Annotated in this window: 19 protein-coding genes; 8 read left to right on the top strand and 11 right to left on the bottom strand. The window is 69.6% G+C overall.

The window, feature by feature from the left end; translation table 11 throughout:
• Position 1: 1 nt before the first annotated feature.
• The 3 genes from ABZW60_RS30675 to ABZW60_RS30665 all read right to left on the bottom strand — a co-directional run bounded on the left by ABZW60_RS30675 (position 2) and on the right by ABZW60_RS30665 (position 3,373).
• Positions 2-352 (bottom strand): holo-ACP synthase, encoded by a 351-nt coding sequence (locus ABZW60_RS30675; protein WP_130384581.1) that lies wholly within the window; start codon positions 350-352, stop codon positions 2-4.
• Between the two features lie 139 nt (positions 353-491).
• Positions 492-1,502, bottom strand: coding sequence for a LacI family DNA-binding transcriptional regulator (locus tag ABZW60_RS30670; RefSeq protein WP_355482673.1), 1,011 nt, complete (start codon positions 1,500-1,502; stop codon positions 492-494).
• Positions 1,503-1,534: 32 nt separating this feature from the next.
• Positions 1,535-3,373: an alpha-glucuronidase gene (locus ABZW60_RS30665; protein WP_355482671.1), complete on the bottom strand. Its 1,839-nt coding sequence runs from the start codon at positions 3,371-3,373 to the stop codon at positions 1,535-1,537.
• 152 nt (positions 3,374-3,525) lie between these two features.
• Here ABZW60_RS30665 and coaA point away from each other — a divergent pair, with 152 nt between their 5' ends.
• Positions 3,526-4,479: a type I pantothenate kinase gene (coaA, locus tag ABZW60_RS30660; protein WP_355482669.1), complete on the top strand. Its 954-nt coding sequence runs from the start codon at positions 3,526-3,528 to the stop codon at positions 4,477-4,479.
• A gap of 95 nt (positions 4,480-4,574) precedes the next feature.
• On the opposite strand, the gene ABZW60_RS30655 is transcribed toward coaA, so the two are convergent.
• Positions 4,575-5,735 (bottom strand): MFS transporter, encoded by a 1,161-nt coding sequence (locus ABZW60_RS30655; RefSeq protein WP_355482667.1) that lies wholly within the window; start codon positions 5,733-5,735, stop codon positions 4,575-4,577.
• A gap of 100 nt (positions 5,736-5,835) precedes the next feature.
• Between ABZW60_RS30655 and ABZW60_RS30650 the strand changes: the two genes are divergently transcribed.
• From ABZW60_RS30650 to murQ, 6 genes are all read left to right on the top strand, one after another.
• Entirely contained in the window at positions 5,836-6,378 is a 543-nt protein-coding gene (locus ABZW60_RS30650; protein ID WP_355482665.1) for a 4'-phosphopantetheinyl transferase superfamily protein, read from the top strand.
• An 81-nt stretch (positions 6,379-6,459) separates the two neighbouring features.
• Complete coding sequence (locus ABZW60_RS30645) at positions 6,460-9,039, top strand: glycoside hydrolase family 3 N-terminal domain-containing protein (protein ID WP_355482663.1); 2,580 nt, start codon at positions 6,460-6,462, stop codon at positions 9,037-9,039.
• Positions 9,040-9,063: 24 nt separating this feature from the next.
• Positions 9,064-10,338 carry a DUF1343 domain-containing protein gene (locus ABZW60_RS30640; RefSeq protein ID WP_355482662.1) on the top strand — a complete coding sequence of 425 codons (1,275 nt, stop codon included), beginning with the start codon at positions 9,064-9,066 and terminating at the stop codon, positions 10,336-10,338.
• A 44-nt stretch (positions 10,339-10,382) separates the two neighbouring features.
• Entirely contained in the window at positions 10,383-12,071 is a 1,689-nt protein-coding gene (locus ABZW60_RS30635) for a serine hydrolase domain-containing protein (protein WP_355482660.1), read from the top strand.
• Positions 12,072-12,107: 36 nt separating this feature from the next.
• Complete coding sequence (locus tag ABZW60_RS30630; RefSeq protein ID WP_355482658.1) at positions 12,108-12,995, top strand: MurR/RpiR family transcriptional regulator; 888 nt, start codon at positions 12,108-12,110, stop codon at positions 12,993-12,995.
• 67 nt (positions 12,996-13,062) lie between these two features.
• Positions 13,063-13,947, top strand: coding sequence for an N-acetylmuramic acid 6-phosphate etherase (gene murQ, locus ABZW60_RS30625; RefSeq protein WP_355482656.1), 885 nt, complete (start codon positions 13,063-13,065; stop codon positions 13,945-13,947).
• A 66-nt stretch (positions 13,948-14,013) separates the two neighbouring features.
• Here murQ and ABZW60_RS30620 read toward each other — a convergent pair whose 3' ends face one another.
• The 6 genes from ABZW60_RS30620 to ABZW60_RS30595 form a co-directional block, all read right to left on the bottom strand.
• A complete protein-coding gene (locus ABZW60_RS30620; RefSeq protein ID WP_355482654.1) occupies positions 14,014-15,459 on the bottom strand; it encodes a ketol-acid reductoisomerase in 1,446 nt (481 codons plus the stop codon).
• Positions 15,460-15,587: 128 nt separating this feature from the next.
• On the bottom strand, positions 15,588-16,679 hold the full coding sequence (locus ABZW60_RS30615; protein WP_355482653.1) for a Gfo/Idh/MocA family oxidoreductase: 1,092 nt from the start codon (positions 16,677-16,679) through the stop codon (positions 15,588-15,590).
• Positions 16,672-17,445 carry a ThuA domain-containing protein gene (locus tag ABZW60_RS30610; protein ID WP_355482652.1) on the bottom strand — a complete coding sequence of 258 codons (774 nt, stop codon included), beginning with the start codon at positions 17,443-17,445 and terminating at the stop codon, positions 16,672-16,674. The genes ABZW60_RS30615 and ABZW60_RS30610 overlap by 8 nt, the downstream gene beginning before the upstream one ends.
• 20 nt (positions 17,446-17,465) lie before the next feature.
• A complete protein-coding gene (locus ABZW60_RS30605; protein WP_355482651.1) occupies positions 17,466-18,266 on the bottom strand; it encodes a carbohydrate ABC transporter permease in 801 nt (266 codons plus the stop codon).
• Between the two features lie 9 nt (positions 18,267-18,275).
• Entirely contained in the window at positions 18,276-19,214 is a 939-nt protein-coding gene (locus tag ABZW60_RS30600; RefSeq protein ID WP_355482648.1) for a sugar ABC transporter permease, read from the bottom strand.
• 4 nt (positions 19,215-19,218) lie between these two features.
• Complete coding sequence (locus ABZW60_RS30595; protein ID WP_355482647.1) at positions 19,219-20,448, bottom strand: ABC transporter substrate-binding protein; 1,230 nt, start codon at positions 20,446-20,448, stop codon at positions 19,219-19,221.
• A gap of 148 nt (positions 20,449-20,596) precedes the next feature.
• Between ABZW60_RS30595 and ABZW60_RS30590 the strand changes: the two genes are divergently transcribed.
• Positions 20,597-21,661 carry a LacI family DNA-binding transcriptional regulator gene (locus tag ABZW60_RS30590; protein WP_355482645.1) on the top strand — a complete coding sequence of 355 codons (1,065 nt, stop codon included), beginning with the start codon at positions 20,597-20,599 and terminating at the stop codon, positions 21,659-21,661.
• Here ABZW60_RS30590 and ilvY read toward each other — a convergent pair.
• Entirely contained in the window at positions 21,585-22,412 is an 828-nt protein-coding gene (ilvY, locus tag ABZW60_RS30585; protein ID WP_355482643.1) for an HTH-type transcriptional activator IlvY, read from the bottom strand. The two genes, ABZW60_RS30590 and ilvY, sit on opposite strands and share 77 nt — an antisense overlap.
• Between the last annotated feature and the right edge of the window lie 2 nt (positions 22,413-22,414).

Raw genomic sequence — 22,414 nt, 5'->3', positions numbered from 1 at the left:
GTCAGCCCTCCAGGACAACGACAGCCGAAGCGATCCCCGCGTCGTGGCTGAGCGAGAGGTGCAGGCTCTGGACGCCGAGTTTGGCCGCCTGCGCCGCGACCGTGCCGGTGATCTCCAGCCACGGCCGCCCGGTCTCGTCGGTCTGCACCTCGGCGTCGTGCCAGTGCATGCCGGCCGGGGCCCCGAGCGCCTTGGCCAACGCCTCTTTGGCCGCGAACCGGGCCGCCAGCGACGCCGGCGGCTTCACCGCCTCCACGGCCGTGAACACCCGATCCCGCAACCCCGGCGTCCGCTCCAGCGTCCGCATGAACCGATCCACGTCGACCACATCAATACCCACGCCGACGATCATGCAGCCCACCCTAACCGCCCTCTTCCCCCACAGCAGCCTCCCCCCGACCGGACCGCCGAGTCGTGGATTCCGGCCGCCGATACGCCGATGCCAACGACCCCGATCCACGACTCGACGACCCGCCGGAGCAGCGCGGCCTTCAGTGTTGGTCGGGTGGACGGCTGGTGGATTGGCGGACTCGCATGTCCACGGCCAGGTCGAGGCGGAGGGCGGTGGGGGTTTTGCCGCGGGACAGGTCGAGGACGACCCGGGTCGCGAGCTGGGCCATCTGCTGCAGCGGCTGGTGGACGGTCGTGAGCGGCGGCGTGACAAAGTCCGCCATCGGCAGATCGTCGTACCCGACGACGGACAGGTCCCGCGGAATCTCGAGGCCGAGTTCGCGCGCGGCCTGGTAGACGCCCAGCGCCTGCATGTCGCTGCCGGCGAAGATCGCGGTGGGCGGGTCGGCGAGCCGGAGCAGGGCGAGCGCCTCGCGGTGGCCGCCGCCGACCTCGAAGTCGGCCCACCTGATCAGCGCCGGGTCGACCTCGACGCCGGTCGAGCGCAGCGCGTCGGTGTATCCGTCGACGCGCTGCCGTGAGCACAGCGTCGTGATCGGCCCGCCGATCATCCCGATCCGGGTATGGCCGAGCGTCCGCAGGTGTGTCGTCGCCAGCCGCCCGCCGTTCCAGTTCGCCGAGCCGATCGACGGTACGTCGTCGCCCACGTCGCCGACCGGATCGACGACCACGAACGGGATCCGCCGCGCCTCCAGCTGGGCGCGCTGGTCGGCGTCGAGGTCCGAGAACACCATGATCACGCCTAGCGGGCGCCGGTTCAGCACCGACTCGATCCACTCCTGCCGCGGCCGCAACGCCCCGCCGCACTCGGACAGCACCAGCTCGACGCCCTCGGCGCGGACGACCTCCTCGACGCCGCGGATCAGCTCCATCGCCCACTCGCCGCCGAGCTGGTTGAACACCAGGTCGATCATCGGCCCGGCCGTCGTGCTCGCGCTGCGCCGCCGGTACCCGTGCTCCTGGATCAGGCTCTCGATCCGAGCCCGGGTCGCCGCGGCTACGTCCGAGCGCCCGTTCAGCACCTTGGAGACGGTCGGCACCGACACCCCGGCCTGCTCGGCGATCTTCGCAATGGTCGGCCGCTCGGCCACGATGCCTCCCGATCCGAAACTTTCGGACCAGGCTACCGGTGGATCGTGCGTCCCTGGGCGTCCGCTACGCCACTCAGCCGGTAGAAGAACGTGTTGACCTGGTCCCGCCACTCGCGCGCGGTCGCCAGATGGGTCTCGAAGCGGGACGTGATGTTGGCCCGGACGGCGGGTTCGAAGCGTTCGGCGATCACCCGCCAGCGCGTGACCATCGCCTCGACCTCGGCGTACCCCTGGAAGTGTGTGTCGTAGATGTGTTGCAGCACCGTGCTCCCGCTCTGCAGCACGTGGTCGTACGGCACGTGGTGGAAGAACAGCAGCAGTTCGTCGGGGCACGCGTAGAGGTCCTCGTACCGACTCGCGAGCGGCTCCGGGTACTGGCCGGTGAAGCCCGAGCCCGTCTTCACCGTGCGGTCCACGCCGACGCCGTAGCGGTCCGCGAAGTGGTACCTGCCCGAGCCCGAGTACTCGTACCCGTTCACGCTCGGCCCGTAGTGCGTCCCCGGCGTCACCATGAACCCGACGCCGAGCGGCGCGGTGTACCGCTCGTACGTCTGCCACGAGCCGGCCATGATCGTCACCAGCTCGCTCCGGGTCCGGTCGTCCATCGCGAACGTCGCGGCGGCCCACTCGTGCAACAGGCTGACCGGGTCCGCGGCCGGATCCCACGCCAGCCGCCCGAATGCGTAGAGGTTGCTCTGCGCAAGCTTGTTGCCGGTCCAGTTGGCGTCGTCGCCGACGTTGGACACGGCAACGATCGCGCCGATCCGGTCGGCGACCGCCGCGCCACCGCCGCCGCTCGTGTCGAACTGCAGGATCTCCCGCCACCAGGGCCCCAGGTAGCACAGGTCCTGCTGCTGGCCGGAGTACTCCTGGGTGACCTGCAGCTCGACACCGAACACGGTTTCCTGGATTTCCCCGAGCAGCGGGGAGACGGGCTCGCGAACCTGGAAGTCGAGCGGCCCGTGCTGGATCTGCAAGACAACGTTTTCCTCGAACCGTCCGTCCAGCGGGATGACCGCGTCGTACGCCGCCCGCGCCCGATCCGTCCGGCGATCGCGCCAGTCCTGCCCGGGCTCCGCGCCGGAAACTCGCCAGAAAACCGTTCCGCCGTACGGCGCCACCGCCCGGGCCAGCAGGTTCGCGCCCTCGGGGTCGCGGGCCGTCCGCACCAGCAGGCCGCCCAGGTCCGGCACCACGTCGTACACCCGGGCGATCGCGGCCGCCCACCAGCGCGCGACCCGAACGTCTCGTGGATCGTCGACGAAGTCGATCGCGAGACTCACCGCGATCCCGTAGTCCCGGAAAACGCCGGCGAGCCGCGCCACGTCCGGCAGCTCGGCGTTCGCGAGGGCGACCGCGTTGATCCCGATCGAGGCCAGCAACCGTGCGTACGTCCGGACCCGGGTCAGGTCCGGCACCACCTCGCCGTCGCGGAAGAAGATCGAGTCGCCCGAGTACCCGCGCCGGACCGCGCCGGACAGCTCGTCCCAGTGGTCCAGCATCCGGATCGGTACGGCGGGCTGCTCGACGACGGTGAAGTCGCCGCTCATCCACTCGAAGTACCGCAGCAGGTAGAAGTACCCGTACAGCAGGCCGTGCCCGCCCTCGGCCGCGACCACCAGGTCGTTGCCTCGTCGCACCACCACGAAACCCTCGACGCCGAGCCCGTGCTCGGGGACGGCGGCCTCGACCTCACGCCACAGCGCGGTCTCCCGGGCCCGGCTCACCGTACAGACGGCGACCTGGACGTCGGTGCGGAAACGACGGATCTGCCGGAGCTCGGCCCGGATCGTCTGGGCGAGCACCCCGGACGCGTGGACAGTCACCTCGGGCAGGCGTTGCGTACCCAGCCAGGCGGAATCGGCGGTCATCGAGCGCTGATCCTGACATACCGGACGGTCACCGAACGGTGACCGAAAGTTTCGAGACCGTTCCGTAGCTGAGCCGGCCGTGTCGAAGCTGAGACCAAGGCCACTCCGGTCCGGTGTGGGTGCATCCCCTGCCGATGGGAAGAATGGGCCACATGCTGCAGCCGTCGCGGGAGGTGACTCCCTATACCGAGCTCGACCGGGCCACCTGGGCGCAACTGGCCGAGACCACCATCTCCCCGCTGACGGCGGACGAGGTCGAGCGGCTGCGCGGTCTCGGCGACGAGATCGACATGGACGAGGTCCGCGAGGTCTACCTGCCGCTGTCGCGGATCCTCTCGCTCTACGTCCGGCACGCCCGCGCGCTGCACGCGGACACCGAGGGATTCCTCGGCAAACAGGTCGAGACCCGCACCCCGTTCGTGATCGGGATCGGCGGATCGGTTGCCGTCGGCAAGTCGACGACCGCGCGCCTGCTGCGCGAACTGCTCGCCCGCTGGCCCGAGCACCCACGGGTCGCGCTCGTCACCACCGACGGCTTCCTCTGGCCGAACGCCGAGCTCGAGCGCCGGAATCTGATGCAGCGCAAGGGCTTCCCGGAGTCGTACGACCGCAAGGCCCTGCTGCGTTTCGTGGTCGAGGTGAAGTCCGGGATGGACACGGTCGAGGCGCCGGTCTACTCGCACCTGCACTACGACCGGATGCCCGGCGTCCGGACGACCGTCGAGCAGCCCGACATCCTGCTGCTCGAGGGCCTGAACGTCCTGCAGCCGGCGCCCCGGCACGCGGACGGCAAGAGCGGTCTCGCGGTCAGCGACTTCTTCGACTTCTCGGTGTACGTCGACGCCGCCGCCGACGACATCCGCTCCTGGTACGTGGCCCGCTTCCTCAAGCTCTGGGAGACGGCGTTCCGCAACCCGGAGTCGTACTTCGTCCGGTACGGCGAGCTCAGCCGCGAAGAAGCGATCAAGAAGGCCGAGTCCCTCTGGGACGGCATCAACGGCCCCAACCTCCGCGAAAACATCCTCCCCACCCGCTCCCGAGCCACCCTGGTCCTCCGCAAAGGCCAGGACCACGCAGTCCGCTGGGTCCGCCTCCGCAAACTCTGACCACCGCCCGCCGAGTCGTGGAAATCGGCTAGCTCACACAGCCACAATCCACGACTCGCGTTTCCTGGCGACAGCCAATCGCCACGACTCGGCGGTCAGGCGCGGGCGCGGAGCGCCGGTACGACGGCCAGCGCGACGACCGCGGCGGTCAGGCCGAACGCCAGCGGGTAGCCGGTGCCGCTGACGACCGCCCCGAAGGCCAGCGCGCCGAGTCCCCAGCCGCCGTCGTACGCGAGGTTCCACAGCGCGCTGACCTGGCCGTAGCGGGAACGGTCGACGCGGTTGTACATCAGTGCCAGCGTCAGGTTCTGCGCCGCACCGAAGCCGATCCCGAAGCAGGTCGAGCCGATCAGGATCGCGGCCGCGCTCGGCAGGAACACCAGCGCCCCGGCGCCGATCACCGCGAAGCCCAGCACGGGCGCAAGCAGCTTCGCGGGACCAACGCGATCGGCGTACCGCCCGGCCAGCCACCGCGCCGCCGGCGCCGCGACCGCCTGCAGCAACAGCGCCGTCGCCACCATCGACTGCTTGCCCGAAGCAACGGACAGCGGCAGGAAGGTGACGCTGATCCCGGCCGCGACAGTCACCGCCGCGAACACGAGAGTCGGCATCAGCAGGCCGCTCCGCCGTACGCCGCCCAGCACCTTGACGTGCTGCTCCTCGACCGCGACCCGCGCCGGCAGACCGATCAGCATCACGAGCCCGCCGAGCGAGGCGACCGCCGCCAGTACGAACAGCGCGCCGAAGCCGACCACGTGCGTCAGGTAGACGCCGAGCGGCAGCCCGATCACCGCAGGCACGCCGACCGCCACGCCGTACACCCCGAGCGCCTCACCGCGACGGCTCGACGGTGCGAGATCCGCGACCAGCGCCACCGCGCCGACAACCAGGATCGCCAGCCCCGCGCCGCGGACAACACAGACGGTCAGCACCACCGGCAGCGACGCCGACACGAGCAGCACCAACGACGGCGCCCCGAGCAACACCAGCCCGGCCGCGAGCACCACCTGGTACCCCCAGCGAGCCAGCATGCGCGGCACGACCAGCTCGACACCGACCGCCGAGAACATCATCGCGGCCGTCGACAGCCCGGCCCCGACCCCACCGGACCCGTTGGCCGCGAGGTACATCGGCACCACGGAGGTCAGCAGGTACATGCTCAACCCGGACCCGAACACCATCACCAGCAGCCGCACGAACTGGCTGCCCAGAAGACGATCGACAGCGACTGCGGGGATCTCGCACACAGTGGTCATGTCTCGAAGGTAGAGAAATACCGGTACGCCCTACAGATCCAGTTCCGGACCGCCCGAGGGGACCAGTTCTGGAACTTTGTCGACAAGTTATCTTCTTGCGGTGGGTAGCCCGGTACACGTCCGGCTGGCATCGGCCGGCAGCTCCGCCCACGACCTGCTGCTCGAGCTCGCCGGGACGTTGGTCGATCGGCCGTCGCTCACGCACGACAAGGCCGGTCGGCCGCAGGTGCCCGGGCTGGCTGTGAGTGTCAGCTACTCGCCGCGGCGGATCGCGGTGGCCGCGTCGTACGGCGGGCCGGTGGGGATCGATCTCGAGGAGCTCACGCCTCGGGATTTCCGGCCGTTGGCGGACCGTTGGTTCGCCCAACGCGAGGTGGCGTGGCTGGCGGGGCAGCCGGATCAACTGGAGGCGTTTCTGCGCCTGTGGACGGCCAAGGAAGCGGTCGGCAAGGCGCTCGGTCTCGGACTACGCCGATCGGGGCTCCGCCGCGAAATGCCGCTCGACGGCGGCCCGGTCGACTCCGCACCCGGCCTTGCGGTCACCCACCTGCCCTGCCCAGACGGCGTACTCGCCCTGGCGACACCGGCCACAGCATCCCACCAGGTGTCACCGGGGCTTGACCCGCTGTGTGCGCGTGGGTAACTTTCGCGTCGCGGGGGAGTATCTGTAATTCAATTACTTTGGCGTTCGCCCCTGCCCGCCCGGACTGAGTTGGTGACACCGATGGAACTGACCCGACGCCAGACCCTCGGACTCGCGGCGGCCACCGTCGCCGGATCGACGGTCGCCGGAACCGCCGCCGCCTCCGCAGCAACAGCTCACACCGACCGCTGGGTCCGCGACACCCTGCGCCGGATGACGCTGGAGCAGAAGGTCGGCCAGCTGTTCGTCCTCTACGCCTACGGCCCGACCGCCGCCACCGCGGACGCGCGCAACACCACCTTGTACGGCGTGGCCACGCCGGCCGAGGTGGTCGCGAAGTTCAACCTCGGCGGCGTCATCTACTTCACCTGGACCGACTCGGTCCGCACCCCGGAGCAGATCGCCGGGCTGTCGAACGGATTGCAGGCCGCGTCGCTGGCCACCACCGGCATCCCGCTGCAGATCAGCACCGATCAGGAGTACGGCTCGGTCGTCCGGGTCGGCCCGCCCGCGACCCAGTTCCCGGGCGGGATGGCGCTCGGCGCGACCCGCTCGGCGAACTTCGCCCGGTCCGCCGGGGCGATCGCCGGCCGCGAACTGAAGGCGCTCGGCATCACCACCGACTTCGCCCCGGACGCGGACGTCAACGTCAACCCGCTCAACCCGGTGATCGGCGTCCGCTCGGCGTCCTCCGACCCGGCGCTGGCCGCCGAGATCGTCGCCGCCCAGGTCAAGGGGTACCAGCGCGACGGCCGGATCGTCTCGACCGCGAAGCACTTCCCCGGCCACGGCGACACCGAGACCGACAGCCATGTCGGGATCCCGGAGATCCACCACACCCGGGAGCAGTGGACCGCGATCGACCTGCCGCCGTTCCAGGCCGCGATCCGGGCCGGCATCGAGTCGATCATGACCGCCCACATCGTGGTGAAGGCACTCGACCCGTCCGGCGACCCGGCGACGCTGAGCCGGCCGATCCTGACCGGGATCCTGCGCGAGCAGCTGCGGTTCGACGGCGTGGTGATCACCGACTCGCTGGGGATGAAGGGCGTCCGGGACAAGTACGGCGACGCCGAGATCCCGCTGCGGGCGATCGAGGCGGGTGTCGACCAGCTGCTGATGCCGGTCGATCCCGGCCTGGCGTACAACTCGGTGCTCGACGCCGTCCGCGGCGGCCGGATCTCCGAGGCGCGTATCGACGAGAGCGTCACGCGCATCCTCAAGCTCAAGTACACCGGCGGCCTCGTCGACCGGCCGTACGTCGACGTGGCGCGGATCGCCAAGGTCGTCGGTACGCCGGCCAACTACGCGGAGGCCCAGCGGATCGCGGATCGCAGTACGACGCTCCTGCGCAACGACGCCGGGCTGCTGCCGCTCTCCCCCGCGCCGCGCACGATCGTCGTCACCGGCTACAGCCCGACGGCGCTGGCCACGGCGCTGCAGGGCCGCGGGGCGACGACCGTCGTGAAGGACACCGGCACGGCGCCGAGCGACGCGAAGATCACCGACGCGCTGGCCGCCTCGGCCGCCGCCGATCTGACCGTCGTGCTGACCAACAAAGCCTGGGACACCGAGGTCACCGACAAGCTGGCCAAACAGCAGAAGCTGGTCAACGGCCTGCTCGCCACCGGCCGCCCGGTGATCGTCGTCCCGGTCCGCGATCCGTACGACGTCGCCTACTTCGACGACCCGACGACGACCCTGGTCACGTACGGGAGCACCGCGGTGTCGATGGAGGCCCTCGCCAAGGTGCTGTACGGCGAGCTGGCGCCCACCGGCAAGCTGCCGGTGGAGATTCCCGCGAAGCCGGACCCGAACAGTTCCGACCCGGCGCCGGTGCTGCACCCGTTCGGTCACGGGCTCACGTTCGACCCGCGGGAGACCCACCTGACCGTTGCCTCGTACAACATTCATGCGGGGGCCGGCGAGGACAACGTTTTCGACCTCGACCGGACCGCGCGGGCGGTGAAGGCGCTCGACGCGGACATCGTCGGACTCCAGGAAGTCGACGTGCACTGGGGCGACCGCAGCCAGTGGCTGGACACGATCGCGGAACTGGCCGGAAAGCTCGGAATGTATCCGGCGTTCGCGCCGATCTACGACCTCGACCCGCCGGCCGCCGGTCAGCCGCGCCGGCAGTACGGGGTCGGGATCCTGTCCCGGTTCCCGCTGGTCCACGCGGAGAACCACCCGATCACCAGACTGTCGACCCAGGATCCCAATCCGGTCCCCGCGCCGGCGCCGGGGTTCCTCGAGGTCGAGGTCGACGTGCGCGGGCGGCGGCTGCACGTCTACTGCACGCACCTCGACTACCGCGGCGATCCGACGGTGCGGCAACTGCAGGTGGCGGACACGCTGCGGATCCTCGCCCAGGACCGGCGTCAGGATCTGCAGATCCTGGTCGGTGACTTCAACGCGGAGGCTTCCGCGCCGGAGCTCGCGCCGCTCTGGACGCGGCTGACCGACTCGTGGGCGGCCGCCGGGGAAACCGTCGGCGGGCCGAACACCTATCCGGCGGTCGCCGCGAGCAAGCGGATCGACTTCGTCACCGTCGGCAAGGGGGTGTCCGTGCGGAGCGCGGAAGTGCCCGCCGAGGTCCCGGTCGCCGAGGCCGCCAGCGATCACCGCGCGATCGCCGCCCACCTGTCCTTCCGCCGCTGACCCGCCTGGTACCGAGGAGAGATCATGAAACGACGCAATCTGCTGGCCGGTGCCGGTGCGCTGGCCGCCGCCCCGCTGATCGACGTACCGGCCGCGCAGGCCGTGTCGCACCGGAAGGTGATGACCGGCGCCGAGGTGCTCGCGAACGACGGCTGGCGGGCCTTGTCCGGCCAGAAGGTCGGCGTGATCAGCAACCCGACCGGCATCCTCCCCGACTTCAGCCACGTCGTGGACACCATGCACGCCTCGGGCAAGGTCGACATCGTCGCCGTGTTCGGTCCAGAACACGGTTTCCGCGGCAGCGCGCAGGCCGGCGGTTCGGAGGGCGACCACGTCGACCCGCGCACCGGGATCATGGTGTACGACGCCTACGGCGCGAACGCCGACAAGCTGGTGAAGCTCTACACCCAGTCCGGCGTGGAAACCGTGGTCTTCGACATCCAGGACGTCGGCGCCCGGTTCTACACCTACATCTGGACGATGTTCGAGGCGATGCTCGCCGCGGTCCGCACCGGCGCCCGGTTCGTCGTCCTGGACCGGCCGAACCCGGTCGGCGGCTACGCCCGCGGCCCGATGCTGAAACCCGGCTACACCTCCGGGGTCGGCAAGAAGGAGATCATCCAGCAGCACGGCATGACGGTCGGCGAGCTGGCCCGGATGTTCGACGCCGAGTACCTCCCGCTGGAGCCGAACGGCGGCCGGCTGAAGCAGCTGACCGTCATCGAGGCGAAGAACTGGAAGCGGGACCAGCTGTTCGACGACACCGGCCTGACCTGGGTGATGCCGAGCCCGAACATGCCGACCCCGGACACCGCGCTGCTGTACCCGGGCCTGTGCCTGTTCGAGGCGACCAACATGTCCGAGGGCCGCGGCACGACCCGGCCGTTCGAGCTGATCGGCGCGCCGTACGTCGACTACAAGTGGGCGCAGGCCCTGCAGACCAAGAACATCCCGGGTGTCGCGTTCCGGGAGGCGTACTTCACGCCGACGATCAGCAAGAACGCGAACGTGCTCTGCGGCGGCGTCCAGGTGCAGATCACCGACCCGCACCGGGTCGAGGCGATCACCGCGGCGACGCACATGATCGTCGAGGCCCGTAAGCTCTACCCCGACTTCACCTGGCGGGCGGAGACCCCACCCGGCCGGTGGATCGATCTGCTGACCGGATCGGACCGATTCCGGACCATGCTTTTGGCGGATGCGACCGCCGAGGAGATCGTGGCAGCCTGGAAGTCCGAGACCGACGCCTGGACGGCCCGGCGCGCGAAGTACCTGCTGTACAAGGGAGCTCACCGATGAAGAGGTGGGCCGCACTCACGACTGTCTCTGCGGTGATACTCACGATGGCTTCCCCTGCTGTTGCTGCCAACAACAACTCCGGCCACAGCGCCGGGCGGTTCGACCGCCCGTACGCCGGTTACGCGCCGAAGACCACGCTGCTGCGTGACGCGACCCCGGCCAAGGCCGGCCTGGATCCGGCGCCGATCGACGCCGCGCTGGCCCAGGTCGCCGCCTGGACCCAGCCCAGCGGTACGGCGAAGCCGCTGTACGCGGGCGCCGTCACGCTGCTCGGCCACGACGGCAAGATCGTCACCCGGACGGCCACCGGCCTGGCGCTGAAGTACGCCGACGGGCAGGGCACCGAGCTGCCGCCGGACCAGCAGATCCCGATGCGCACCGACACGATCTTCGACCTGGCCTCGGTGTCCAAGCTGTTCACCTCGATCGTCACGATGCAGCTGGTCGAGAAGGGCAAGGTCGACCTGGACGCGCCGATCGCGACCTACATCCCGGAGTTCGCGGAAAACGGCAAGGAAACCGTCACGGTCCGGCAAGCACTCACGCACACCAGCGGATTTCCGTCCTGGCTCCCGCTGTGGAGCGCCCAGCCCGATCCCGCGTCCCGCCTGCACATGGCGCTGACCGCCAAACTCCAGAACGCGCCCGGCACGACGTACCTCTACAGCGACCTGAACCTGATCGCGCTCGGCGAGCTGGCCCACCGGGTGACCGGGAAAACGCTGGACAAGCTGGTCGCCGACGGGATCGCGAAACCGCTGCAGATGCGCGACACCGGCTACAACCCGGACCCGAAGAAGAAGCAGCGGATCGCCGCCACCGAGTACCAGTCCGCGCCGCCGCGCGGCATGGTGTGGGGCTCGGTGCACGACGAGAACGCCTGGTCGCTCGACGGCGTCGCCGGACACGCGGGCGTGTTCAGCACCGCCGACGACCTCGCCGTGCTGGCCCAGACGTTCCTGAACGGCGGCAGCTACCGCGGTGCCCGGATCCTCAAGGAATCCTCGGTGACCGCGATGATCACGAACTTCAACCAGGGCTTCCCCGGCAACGACCACGGCCTCGGCTTCGAGCTCAACCAGCGCTGGTACATGGGCGGCCTGTCCGGGCCGCGGACGGCCGGCCACACCGGGTACACCGGCACGTCGCTGGTGATCGACTTCGACTCCCGCTCGTTCGCGATCCTGCTCACCAACCGCGTGCACCCGAGCCGCAACTGGGGCAGCAACAACCCGGCCCGCCGCGCGGTCGCGCAGGGCCTCGCGCTCGCCCTCGGCGTCGGCCCGCGGCACGGCAAGGACGCCTGGTTCTCCGGGACGACGGACAACGCCACCAGCACGCTCGACGCGAAGGTCGCCGTACCGGCCGAGGGCGCTCGGCTCGCGTTCGACCTGTTCGTCGACACCGAGGACACCGACCTGCTGTACCTGGAGACGTCCACGGACGGAACGACCTGGACGAAGGTTCCGTTCACGGTCCGCGACCGCGGCTCGGCGCTCGACACCGACGGCTCGATCAGCGGCTCCGGCGACCGGCACTGGCACCAGGTCACCGCCGACCTCGGAGTGGGTGCGCAGACCGTCCGCTGGCGGTACACGTCCGACCCGCTGTACCAGGGCCGGGGTGTCTACGTCGACGGTGTGAAGATCACGAGCGGGTCTGGTCTTCTTCTCGACGGCGAACGGACGCCGGAGTCATTTACCGCAACAGGTTGGAGACTTTCGCGTCGGTGACCCCATCTCGTGCATAGTCGCCGTACCGTGGCTGTCATGAATTCAACATCCTCTCCAGAACCCACGGGGCCGCTGCTGGTCCGGGTCCGCGCGGTGATGCCCGCGCTGGCGCCGGCCGAGCAGCGGGTGGCGAACGCGGTCCTCGCGGACCCGGGCGGGGTGGCGGCGATGACGATCTCCGAACTGGCCGAGGTGGCGTCCACCTCGGAGACCACGGTCATCCGGTTCTGCAAGCAGATCGGCGTCCCCGGCTACCCGCAGCTCCGCCTGCAGTTGGCGGCCCAGTCGGCGCAGGAGAGTGCGCGGCCGGAGGTCGGCGGGGACATCGAGCCCGGCGACTCGCTGGCCGACGTGGTCAGCAAGGTGGCGTTCGCCGACGAGCGGGCGGTCCGGGAGACCGCGCAGCAGGTCGACGTGGACGCGCTGGCCAAGGTCGTGGACGCGGTGGTGAACGCCCAGCGGGTCGACCTCTACGGCTTCGCCGCCAGCGCGTTCGTGGCGCTGGACCTGCAGCAGAAGCTGCACCGGATCCGGCGGGTGGCGTTCGCCTGGTCGGACGTGCACATCGCGCTGACCAGCGCCGCGCTGCTCGGTGAGGGCGACGTCGCGATCGGCATCTCGCACACCGGCACCACGGTCGAGGTCGTCGAGGCGCTCGAGGAGGCCGCCAAGCACGGCGCCACGACCGTTGCGGTGACCAACTTTCCGCGGTCGCCGCTGGCCCGGACCGCGGATCTCGTACTGACCACGGCCGCCCGCGAGACGACGTACCGCTCGGGCGCGATGGCCAGCCGGATCGCGCAACTGACGGTGATCGACTGCCTGTTCATCGGGGTCGCGCAGCAGGTGCTGCCGGACGCCCGGAAAGCGCTCGAGGAGACCGCCAGCGCGGTCCGCGGCCACCGCCTGAAGGGTTCCGACTGACGGAAATCGTTTCCGTCAACGATGAACGGAATTGAAAATCCTTCAGTAGAAAACTAACATCGATCCTGTGACCTCACCGACCGAGCAGCGCAACCCGAGGACGCTCGCCATCGATGCGGTGGGCACGTCCGAGATCCTCCAACTCGTGAACAACGAGGACGCCCTGGTCGCCGGGGCGGTCAGCGCGGTGATCCCGGAGCTGACCAAGGCCGTCGACGCCGCCGTCGAGGCGGTCCGCGGCGGCGGCCGGGTGCACTACTTCGGCGCCGGGACGTCGGGCCGCCTGGCGGTCCTGGACGCCGCCGAGCTGCTGCCCACGTTCCATGTGCCGGACGGTCTGGTGGTCGCCCACCACGCCGGCGGCATGGAGGCGCTGCTCCGCGCGGTCGAGAACGTCGAGGACTCCGAGGAGGGTGGCGCCGCCGACGCGGCCGCCGTCACCGGCCAGGACCTCGTCGTCGGCCTCGCAGCTTCCGGGAGCACGCCGTACGTCGCCGGCGCCCTGAAGGCTGCCCGCGCCGCCGGGGCGACCACTGTGCTGGTGACATCCAACCCGGACGCCCCGCTGGCGCCGCTCGCCGACGTCGTGATCGCGGCGGACACCGGCCCCGAGGTGATCGCCGGCTCGACCCGGCTGAAGGCCGGCACCGCGCAGAAGATGATCCTGAACGCGTTCTCGACGACGCTGATGATCAAGCTCGGCCGCACCTGGTCCAACCTGATGGTCGACCTGGTCGCCACCAACAAGAAGCTCCGCGGCCGGATGCTCCGCATCCTCGCCGAGGCCACCGGCGCCGACGACGACGCCTGCGAGACCGCACTCGCGGCCGCCGACGGCGAACTCAAGCCGGCCCTGGTCCACCTCCTGACCGGCACCCCGATCCCCGAGGCCCGCACAGCCCTGGAAGCCGCCCACGGCCGCGTAGCCACCGCCCTGGCCGAGCTCGCCTGACACTGGCGGGCTATTTCACCGCTGGCCCGCTACAACCCGCCAGCGGTGACACAACCCGCCGGCAGGTCAGACGGAGATGTCCACCGACGGGCGGAGTTCGGCGGCTGCGGCTAGGGCTTCGTGGGCCGGGTTCTCGAGGAAGGCCTTGATCAGTTCGGGGTCGGCGGGGTGGGCGAGGTGTGGCAGCGCGATCTGTTCGTAGGCCGCCTGGAAGCGTGGGCCCCAGCGGCGGGTGCCCAGGCGGGCGGTGCGGGAGCAGTTGTCGACCATGTAGGCGACGTCGCGGGAGTGCATGTACGGGAGCAGCGAGTCGACGGCTTCGATCACGGACTCGTTGACGATCTCCGACCAGGCGTGGCCGCGGGCCGCGAACTCGTCGACCTGGGCCGTCATCGTCGCCACGAACAGCCCCGCGGTCAGTGGATCGACGAGGGCCGGCGCGGTGCCGCGGCGGGCGTGCACCTCGGCGCTGTGGGCCCACATCGGGCTGCCGCCGATCGCGGTCATCGGGCGGCTCGCCAGCCGCTGCTCGGCCAGGATCACGCTGCGCAGCTCGGTGCCGTCGGCAACCTCGTCGTAGATCTCGGCGACCAGGTCGCGGGCCGGCCCGTACGCCGCGGAGTACGCGCGGTCGAACAGGTCCTCGTCACCGCAGGCGGCGCGCACCGCCGCGAGCCCGGAGTCCGAGATCGTCCGCGCGATCGGGCCGGTGATCGCCTCGGTGGACCGCTCGTACGCCGTCACCGGATCTGCCCCGTCGATCCGGAAGTGCCGGTACAGCGCCTCCACCAGGCCGTGCACCGCGCCGAGCAGGATCGCCCGCTCGCCGGCGATGTCCGACAGGTACTCGGCGCGCAAGGTGGTCGCGAACGTGTACGGCGAGCCGAGCCCGACCGACCACGCGAGCGCCCGGTCCCACGCGTGCCCGTCCGGGTCCGCGTGGACCGCGATACTCGCGTTGATCCCGGCGCCGTTGACGGTCGCGCCCTGCTGGTACAGCCGGCGGACCGAATCGCCCATCCCCTTCGGGCACACCGCGATCACCGGATGTCCGGCGGGGAACGCGCTGCCGGCCGACGTCAGGTGGCCGAGCAGGAAACCGTGGGACAGGCCAATCGTCGCGCCGGGCTTGAGCACCGCGAAGATCTCCTCGTGGTGCGCGGCCAGCGCCGCGTCCGCGATCAGCAGGATCACCAGGTCGGCCGCGGCCGCGACCTCGAGCCAGTCCCCCAGCGTCCCGTCGGCCTCGGTGAACCCGTTGGCGCGGGCGTCCGCCGCGGACCGCGATCCCGGCCGCAGCCCGACCGCGACGGTGACCCCGGTCCCGTCGAGGGAGTCGCGCAGGTTCAGCGCCTGGGCCCGCCCCTGCGGCCCCCACCCGAGCACCCCGATCCGCTCGACCCCGTGCAACGCCGCGGGCAGCAGGGAGAACAAGTCCCGCCCACCCCGCACGATGTCCTCGGTCCCGCCCGGCACATCCATCTGCTCAACCCGAAACACCGAACTCTTCATGCGCCCAGTCAACGGGCGGCGCGCACATTGCGGCAAGCGCAATGTCCGCATCGCCCCGTTGCAGAAGCTGAAACAACCGCCGGGGACCTTGGACAAGGCATTGCTTGTCCAAGGTCCCCGCTGGGTGTCTAGGGCTCGAGGCCGACGACCTTCAGGACGTTCGGCCAGGCCTTCATGGTGGCCAGCAGCGTGGCGTCCTGGGTGGTCGTCAGCGCCTCCTGGTACGCGGACTCCAGGACGTCGGCGATGCGGACCGGGGAGCCGGTGGCGGCCGAGCGGACGGCGGCCTCGACCATCGCGATGCTGATGACGTTGGAGTGCACCTCAGACTGCGGGATCGTCGACGTCCGGACGGCGTCGACGAACTCGGCCAGGGACCCCGCGATCTCCTCGGGCTCGTCGGCCGGCTCCGCCGGCAGGGCCTCACCGGACGCCAGCTCGGCGACCGGTGCGTTGTCGCCGTCCCAGGTCGCCGTACCGCCCGGAGCGACCGCCCGCCAGCGGCCGTTCCACGAGGTCTCCAGGCCCGCCGCGCACCAGCTGCCGGTGAAGGCGAAGCGGGTGCCGTCGGCGTACGTGAAGATCGCGGACGCGGCCGCGTTGCCGTCGAACCAGCTCCACGACGGGTTGTACGAGTCGCAGTACACCGTCACCGGCTCCGCCCCGATCAGCTTGCGGGACAGGTCGAACTGGTGGATCGCCATGTCGACCAGGAGCGGCTCGGCCATCCGCTCCCGGAAACCGCTGAAGTGCGGCGCCTTGAAGAACTCGCAGGACAGCGTCCCGATCGACCCGAGATCGGCGAGCTGGCGCTGGAAGGCGTTCACGGCGCGGAAGTACCGGCGGGACTGCGAGACCATCAGCAGCTTGCCGCTCACCTCCGAGGCCGCGACCATCTGCAGACATTCGCGGACCGTTTCCGCCAGCGGTTTCTCGCACAGCACCGGGACGCCGCGCAGCAGCGCTTCGACGCTGACTTTCGGATGCGCCACCGGCACCGTCACGTCGATGACCGCGTCGAACTCGACGGACAGCCCGGCGAGCGAGGTGACGACCGGTACGTCGTGGTAGCCGTTGTCGTCGGCCGCGGAACGGGCGACGTCCAGGTCCAGGTCGACCAGGCCGACCAGCCGCACGTCGGGGTTGGCGGCGATGGTGCGCAGCCAGGCGCGCCCCATCCCGCCGGCTCCGACCTGTAGCAGGCGCAGGGGTTCAGGCATCGGCAGGCTCCTCGATGGGTCCGGTGTACCCGTGGCCGGTGAAGAAGTCGTCGGTCTCGTAGCGCAGCAGCGTCGGGATCTTCCGCTCGGGCAGGTCGGTGTTCACCCACGCGACGCCGTTCGCGATCACCTTACGCACGTCCTGGTGGTGGTAGACCGGGTAGTCCTGGTCGCCGGGCGAGAAGTAGAAGATCTTGCCGTGCCCGCGGCGGTACGTGATGCCGGAACGGAACACCTCGCCGCCGGAGAACGAGGACACGAAGATCAGCTCGTCCGGGACCGGGATGTCGAAGTACTCGCCGTACATCTCCTGCTGCTCGATCACGATCGGGTGCGGGACGCCCTGCGCGATCGGATGCGTGGGGTTGACCGTCCAGACCAGCTCACGGTCCCGTTCGCTGCGCCAGCGCAACGTGCACGTCGTGCCCATCAGCTTGCCGAAGATCTTCGACCAGTGGCCGGAGTGCAGCACGACCAGGCCCATCCCGGAGAGCACGTGCTGGTACACGCGGTCGACCACCTTGTCGTCGACCTCGCCGTGGGCGGCGTGGCCCCACCAGACGAGTACATCGGTTTCCGCGAGCACGTCCTCGGTCAGGCCGTGCTCGGGCTCATCGAGGGTCGTGGTCGAGACCTTGGCGTCCGGGAGGTTCTCGGCGATGCCGGCCGCGATGGTGGCGTGCATGCCGTCCGGGTAGATCTCCCGGACGTGCGGCTCCACCTGCTCGTGGCGGTTCTCGCCCCAGACGAGTACGCGAATCGTCATATCAGAAAGCCTTTCGAGGGTTATTTGACGGCTCCGCCGATGGCGCCGGCGGCGATGTACTTCTGCGCGGCGACCAGCAGCACGATGGCCGGGATCGCCGAGAGCACCGCGGTCGCCATCACCGCGTTCCAGTTCTGCACCTGGGTGCCGAGGTACTGGTAGATCCCGAGCGTCACCGGCCGGACGCCGCCCTTGGTGGTCAGCGTCAGCGCGAACAGGAAATCGCTCCAGGAAAACAGGAAACTGAACAGTCCGGCGGTGATCAGCGAGTTCTTGCTGATCGGCAGCACGATCGCGACGAACGCCCGGAACAGCCCGGCGCCGTCCACCCGCGCGGCCTCCACCAGCGACGGCGGCAGCGAGAGCATGAACGAGCGCAGGATCAGGATCGCGAACGGGATCCCGCTGCTGCAGTTCGCCACGATCAGGCCCGGGATCGAGTTCAGCAACCCGATCCGCTCGTACGCGGTGTAAAGCGCGTTCGCGATCACGATGCCCGGAATCATCTGCGAGATCAGGATCGCGAGCAGCCCGATCGACACCCAGCGGGACCGGAACTGCGACAGCGCGTACGCGCACGGCGTCGCGATCGCCAGGCTCAGCACGACCGTTCCGGCCGCGATGATCATGCTCGTGACGAGATTTCCGCCCTGCTCGTCGAGCGCTCGTCGGTACCCGGAAAACGTCGGATGCAACGGCAGGAAACCGGCGGTCAGGGTGTTCCCGGACGGCTGCAGCGAGGCGTTCACCATCCAGTAGACCGGGAACAGCATCACGCACAGGACCAGCACGCCGATCACGGTGTACGTCGTACGTCGCATCAGGTCCCCCTATTCGTCGACAGCACGACGGGTGCCGCGCAGGTAGAAGATCGCGAACACGAACGAGATCGCGATCAGGATGTTGGACAGTGCCGCGCCCTGACCGAACTTGAAGTCGATGAAGGACTTCTCGTACGACTGGGTCGCCAGTGTCTGCGTCGCGTTCGCCGGTCCGCCGCCGGTGAGGCCGAGGATGATGTCCAGGACCTTGATCGTGTAGACGACGCCGAGCATCAGCAGCACGCTCGCGACCGCCCGCAGGTTCGGCCAGGTGATGTACCAGAACGACCGCCACCCGGTCGCGCCGTCGAGCTGGCCGGCCTCGTAGAGCTCGTCGGGGATCTCCGCCAGACCGGAGTACAGCAGCGTCACGTTGAACGGGATGCCGATCCAGATGTTCACACCGATCACCGCGATCAGCGCCACCGACGGCGAGTTCAGCCACGGCACCGGGTCACCGATCAGGTGCAGCTTCAGCAGCGTGCGGTTCAGGATGCCGCTGTCCTGCTCGAGGATCGACCGCCAGGTCGCGCTGGACACGATCAGCGGCAGCAGCCACGGCAGCAGGAGCAGCGATCGCAGCAGTCCGCTCAACGGGAACTTCTTGTGGAAGAACAGCGCCAGCCCGAGGCCGATCGCGAACTGGAAGGCGATCGAGCCGATGGTGAACAGCGCCGTGTTCAGCATCGCGTCCGAGAACAGCTTGTCCGTGACGACCGTGCTGTAGTTCTTCAGCCCGACCCACGGCGCGGCGCCGGTGAAGAACGTCTTCAGCCCGTAGTCCTGCAGGCTCATCAGCAGGTTCTTCACCACCGGGTAGCCGAACAGCGCCACCATCGCCACCGCGGCGGGCAGCACGAACAGCACCTTGGTGAGGGACTCGCCCCGGTGGCGCCGGCCGCGAACCTTCTCGCGGCCGGCCACCGTGGTCCGTGTGAGCGTCACCATGCCGTCAGCCGCCGGAGGCCTGCTTGAAGGCGTCCTGGGCCGAGGCCTTACCGGTCAGCGCCAGCTGGATCGCCTGGTAGATCACCTTCGCGGCGTCCGGCCACTTGTCACCCAGCTTGCCGGTCCGCGACCGGGCGGTCTTGACCTGCTCGGTGAAGGCCTTCATCGACGGCACTTCCTTGACGTACTGGTCGAGCAGCGCGGTCTTTGTCGGGATCGTGTACCGCGCCTTCGCCCAGGCCAGCTCGTTCTCGTCCGAGTTCAGGCACTTCACGAAGTCGGCGGCCTTCTGCTGCTTGGCCTGGTCCTTGTTCAGCGGGACCGTCCAGGCCTCGCCGCCGAGCGGCGCGACCGGCGTCTGGTCCGGCTTGTTCAGCGGGAACGTGACCACGTCCCACTTGATCTTCGGGTTCTTGTTCAGCGACGGGATCTGCCACGGCCCGTTGACCATCATCGCGGCCTTGCCGGCGATGAACTGGTCGTTCACGTCGCCCTGGGTCCAGTTGATCACGCTCTTCGAGGCGGACCCCGACTTCACCAGGTCGACCCACAACTGCAGTGCCTCGGCCACCTGGGGACTGGTCAGGTCGGTCTCGTCACCGCCGTTGGTCCACATCGCCGGCAGGAACTGCCACGAGCCTTCGTACGTCGCGTTGGCGTTGAACGCCATCCCGTAGCGGCCGGGCTTGGTGAGCTTCTTGGCCGCGGCCTTCAGCTCCTCCCAGGTCTTCGGCGGCTGGACGCCGGCCTCGGCCAGCATGTCCTTGTTGTAGAACAGCGCGATCGTGTTGGTCACCGGCGCCAGTCCGTAGAGCTTGCCGTCGTACGACGTCGCGTCGACCATGCCCTTGATGACGCCGTCCCCGGTCAGCCCCATGTCGTTCAGGGGTGCCAGCGCGCCGGTCGCGGCGATCTGCTGGACGTCGGGGTTGTCGAGCATCAGCACGTCGGGCAGCGTCTTCGACGAGGCCTGCTGCAGCACCTTCTGGATCAAGGTGTCACCAGGCACCGTCTCCCGTTGGATGGTGATGCCGAGCTGGGACGCGCAGGAGTCAAGTCCCTTCTGCACAAGGGATTTGTCCGGGTCGTTGTTGTAGTAGTCCAGGACCGTGAGGCTCTTGACGCTGTCGCCGGACGCGGACGACTGGCCGCCGCCGTTGTCACCGCAGGCGACCAGCAGGAGCGACACCGTCGTCGCACCCGCCAGCGCGGCGGCGATCCGCTTGCTGATCATGACATCGGACTCCTTCAAAGCGTTTAACCGATGGACGGAGGGACTGGGGCGGATGTTGTGGATTTGGCGGTAAACCGCTTAACTGAGGTGTTGAAGGACTATGTTCCCTACGTCACACCGCTGTCAAGAGTTCGGAGGGGGTCGATCGATGGTCACGATGCGCGACGTCGCTCAACGGGCGGGAGTCTCGATCGCGACCGTCTCGTTCCTGCTCAACGACACCAAGCCGGTGACGGCCGCGACCCGGGCGCGGATCGAGCAGGCGATGCTGGAGCTCGGCTACCGGCGCAACGTGGTCGCCCGCGCGCTGGCCAGCAAACGCACGCACATCGTCGCGATGGCGTACCCGGCGCTCGAGCACCGGTTCGGGATGTCGACCGCGGAGTTCTTCACCAGCGCGGCCGAGGCGGCCCGTAAGCAGGACTACCACCTGGTGCTGTGGCCGGTCGGCAACGACGGCGTCGAGCTGCGGGAGTTGCTGGGCCAGGGTCTGGTCGACGGCGTCGTCCTGATGGAGGTGCAGCTCGACGACCCGCGCATCGACGTCCTGCGTCAGGCCGGTACGCCGTTCTCGCTGATCGGGCGGACGACGGAGCTCGACGGCCTGTCGCATGTGGACATCGACTTCGACACCACCGTCGAGGACGCGGTCAAGCACCTGTACGACCTCGGGCATCGCGAACTCGTGCTGATCTCCGGCGATCTCGACGACCCACGGTTCCATGCCTACGGCCCCTGGGTGCGGACCGAGGAGGCGTACCGCCGGGTCGCCGCGTCGTACGGCCTGCCGGTCGTCGTCGTGCCGTGCTCCGACACCACCCAGGCCGGCAAGGCCGCCGCCGAACACGTGCTGGCCGAACACCCCGGGACGACCGCGATCCTGGTCCTGAACGAGTACGCCGCGCTCGGCGTCGTCTCCGGCCTCAAGCGCGCCGGCCACGACGTCCCCGCCGACATCTCGGTGCTGTCACTGCTGATGGTTCCGGAGACCGCGGCGATGACGGATCCCGAGCTCACCATGATGCGTACCCCGGGCCCGGAGCTCGGCCAGCTCGGCACCGAGGCGCTGCTCCGTCAGCTCGAAGGCGACGCCCCGCTGCCGCCGCAACTCGTCCCGGCGAAGCTGTTCCCGGGTGCTACGGTCGCAGGTCCCAGAGCGCCGCGACCAAAGGCCGGTGCAGGTCGGCGCGGCGCGCGCAAAGCCCGATCGTGAGCGGTTCCAGGTCGGCCGGCAGCTCGGTCAGCTGATCGCGGACGGCCGACGACTCGAGGACGAGCCGCGGTACGACGCCGACGCCACATCCCAGCGCCACCAGGGCGAGCAGGGCCTCGTGGCCGTCCGGCTCGGCCGCGATCGCCGGCTTCACACCGGTCCTGCGGAACCAGCGGAACGCGTTGTCGCGCACGAGACCGCGGGCCGGTACGACGTACGGCCCGTCGGGCTCGGTGTCGCGGGCCTTGACGAGGACGAGGTCGGTGACGGCGACCGTTCGGGTGACCAACGATTGCGGGAGACGCCGGGGAATGCCGGCCACCGCGGCGTCCACCTCGCCCTCGTCCAGGCGGGCGAGTGCGGCGGCCGCGTCGCCGGTCCGGATGTCGAGGCGGATCTGCGGGTGCTGCGCGCGCAGTGGCGCCAGGAGGTCCGGCAGCAGGGTCTGGCAGGCGGTGACGGTGGCGAAGATGCGCAGCTCACCGGTGAGACCGGCTGGCTCGGCGGAGCCGGATCGGTAGTCCGCCCACAGCTCCAGCGCCTGCTCGGCGTACGTCGTGAAGCGCCGTCCCTCGGCGGTCAGCACGACACCCCGCGGCCCACGGTCGAGCAACCGAGCGCCGACCCGGGTCTCCAAACGCTGGATCGTCCGCGTCAGCGTGGCCGCACTGACGTGGCACTCCAGGCTCGTCCGCCCGTAGTTGAGCGTGCGAGCCAGATGCAGGAAGAGCTCCAGTTCCCGGTGCTCCACTG

This window comes from Kribbella sp. NPDC003557 (genome assembly GCF_040610805.1).
Classification (GTDB): Bacteria; Actinomycetota; Actinomycetes; order Propionibacteriales; family Kribbellaceae; genus Kribbella.
The sequence above is the reverse complement of the archived record's forward strand: the minus strand, read 5'-3'. Positions and strand labels throughout refer to the sequence as shown.

What these genes read in the sequence shown, in the direction of transcription:
- ABZW60_RS30665 (WP_355482671.1), bottom strand. Translation starts at nt 3,373, where the DNA reads ATGACCGCCGATTCCGCCTGGCTGGGTACGCAACGCCTGCCCGAGGTG.
- ABZW60_RS30635 (WP_355482660.1), top strand. Translation starts at nt 10,383, where the DNA reads ATGGCTTCCCCTGCTGTTGCTGCCAACAACAACTCCGGCCACAGCGCC.
- ABZW60_RS30615 (WP_355482653.1), bottom strand. Translation starts at nt 16,679, where the DNA reads ATGCCTGAACCCCTGCGCCTGCTACAGGTCGGAGCCGGCGGGATGGGG.
- coaA (WP_355482669.1), top strand. Translation starts at nt 3,526, where the DNA reads ATGCTGCAGCCGTCGCGGGAGGTGACTCCCTATACCGAGCTCGACCGG.
- ABZW60_RS30630 (WP_355482658.1), top strand. Translation starts at nt 12,108, where the DNA reads ATGAATTCAACATCCTCTCCAGAACCCACGGGGCCGCTGCTGGTCCGG.
- ABZW60_RS30620 (WP_355482654.1), bottom strand. Translation starts at nt 15,459, where the DNA reads ATGAAGAGTTCGGTGTTTCGGGTTGAGCAGATGGATGTGCCGGGCGGG.
- ABZW60_RS30600 (WP_355482648.1), bottom strand. Translation starts at nt 19,214, where the DNA reads ATGGTGACGCTCACACGGACCACGGTGGCCGGCCGCGAGAAGGTTCGC.
- ABZW60_RS30640 (WP_355482662.1), top strand. Translation starts at nt 9,064, where the DNA reads ATGAAACGACGCAATCTGCTGGCCGGTGCCGGTGCGCTGGCCGCCGCC.
- ABZW60_RS30655 (WP_355482667.1), bottom strand. Translation starts at nt 5,735, where the DNA reads ATGACCACTGTGTGCGAGATCCCCGCAGTCGCTGTCGATCGTCTTCTG.
- ABZW60_RS30605 (WP_355482651.1), bottom strand. Translation starts at nt 18,266, where the DNA reads ATGCGACGTACGACGTACACCGTGATCGGCGTGCTGGTCCTGTGCGTG.
- ABZW60_RS30610 (WP_355482652.1), bottom strand. Translation starts at nt 17,445, where the DNA reads ATGACGATTCGCGTACTCGTCTGGGGCGAGAACCGCCACGAGCAGGTG.
- ABZW60_RS30590 (WP_355482645.1), top strand. Translation starts at nt 20,597, where the DNA reads ATGGTCACGATGCGCGACGTCGCTCAACGGGCGGGAGTCTCGATCGCG.
- ABZW60_RS30675 (WP_130384581.1), bottom strand. Translation starts at nt 352, where the DNA reads ATGATCGTCGGCGTGGGTATTGATGTGGTCGACGTGGATCGGTTCATG.
- ABZW60_RS30645 (WP_355482663.1), top strand. Translation starts at nt 6,460, where the DNA reads ATGGAACTGACCCGACGCCAGACCCTCGGACTCGCGGCGGCCACCGTC.
- ABZW60_RS30595 (WP_355482647.1), bottom strand. Translation starts at nt 20,448, where the DNA reads ATGATCAGCAAGCGGATCGCCGCCGCGCTGGCGGGTGCGACGACGGTG.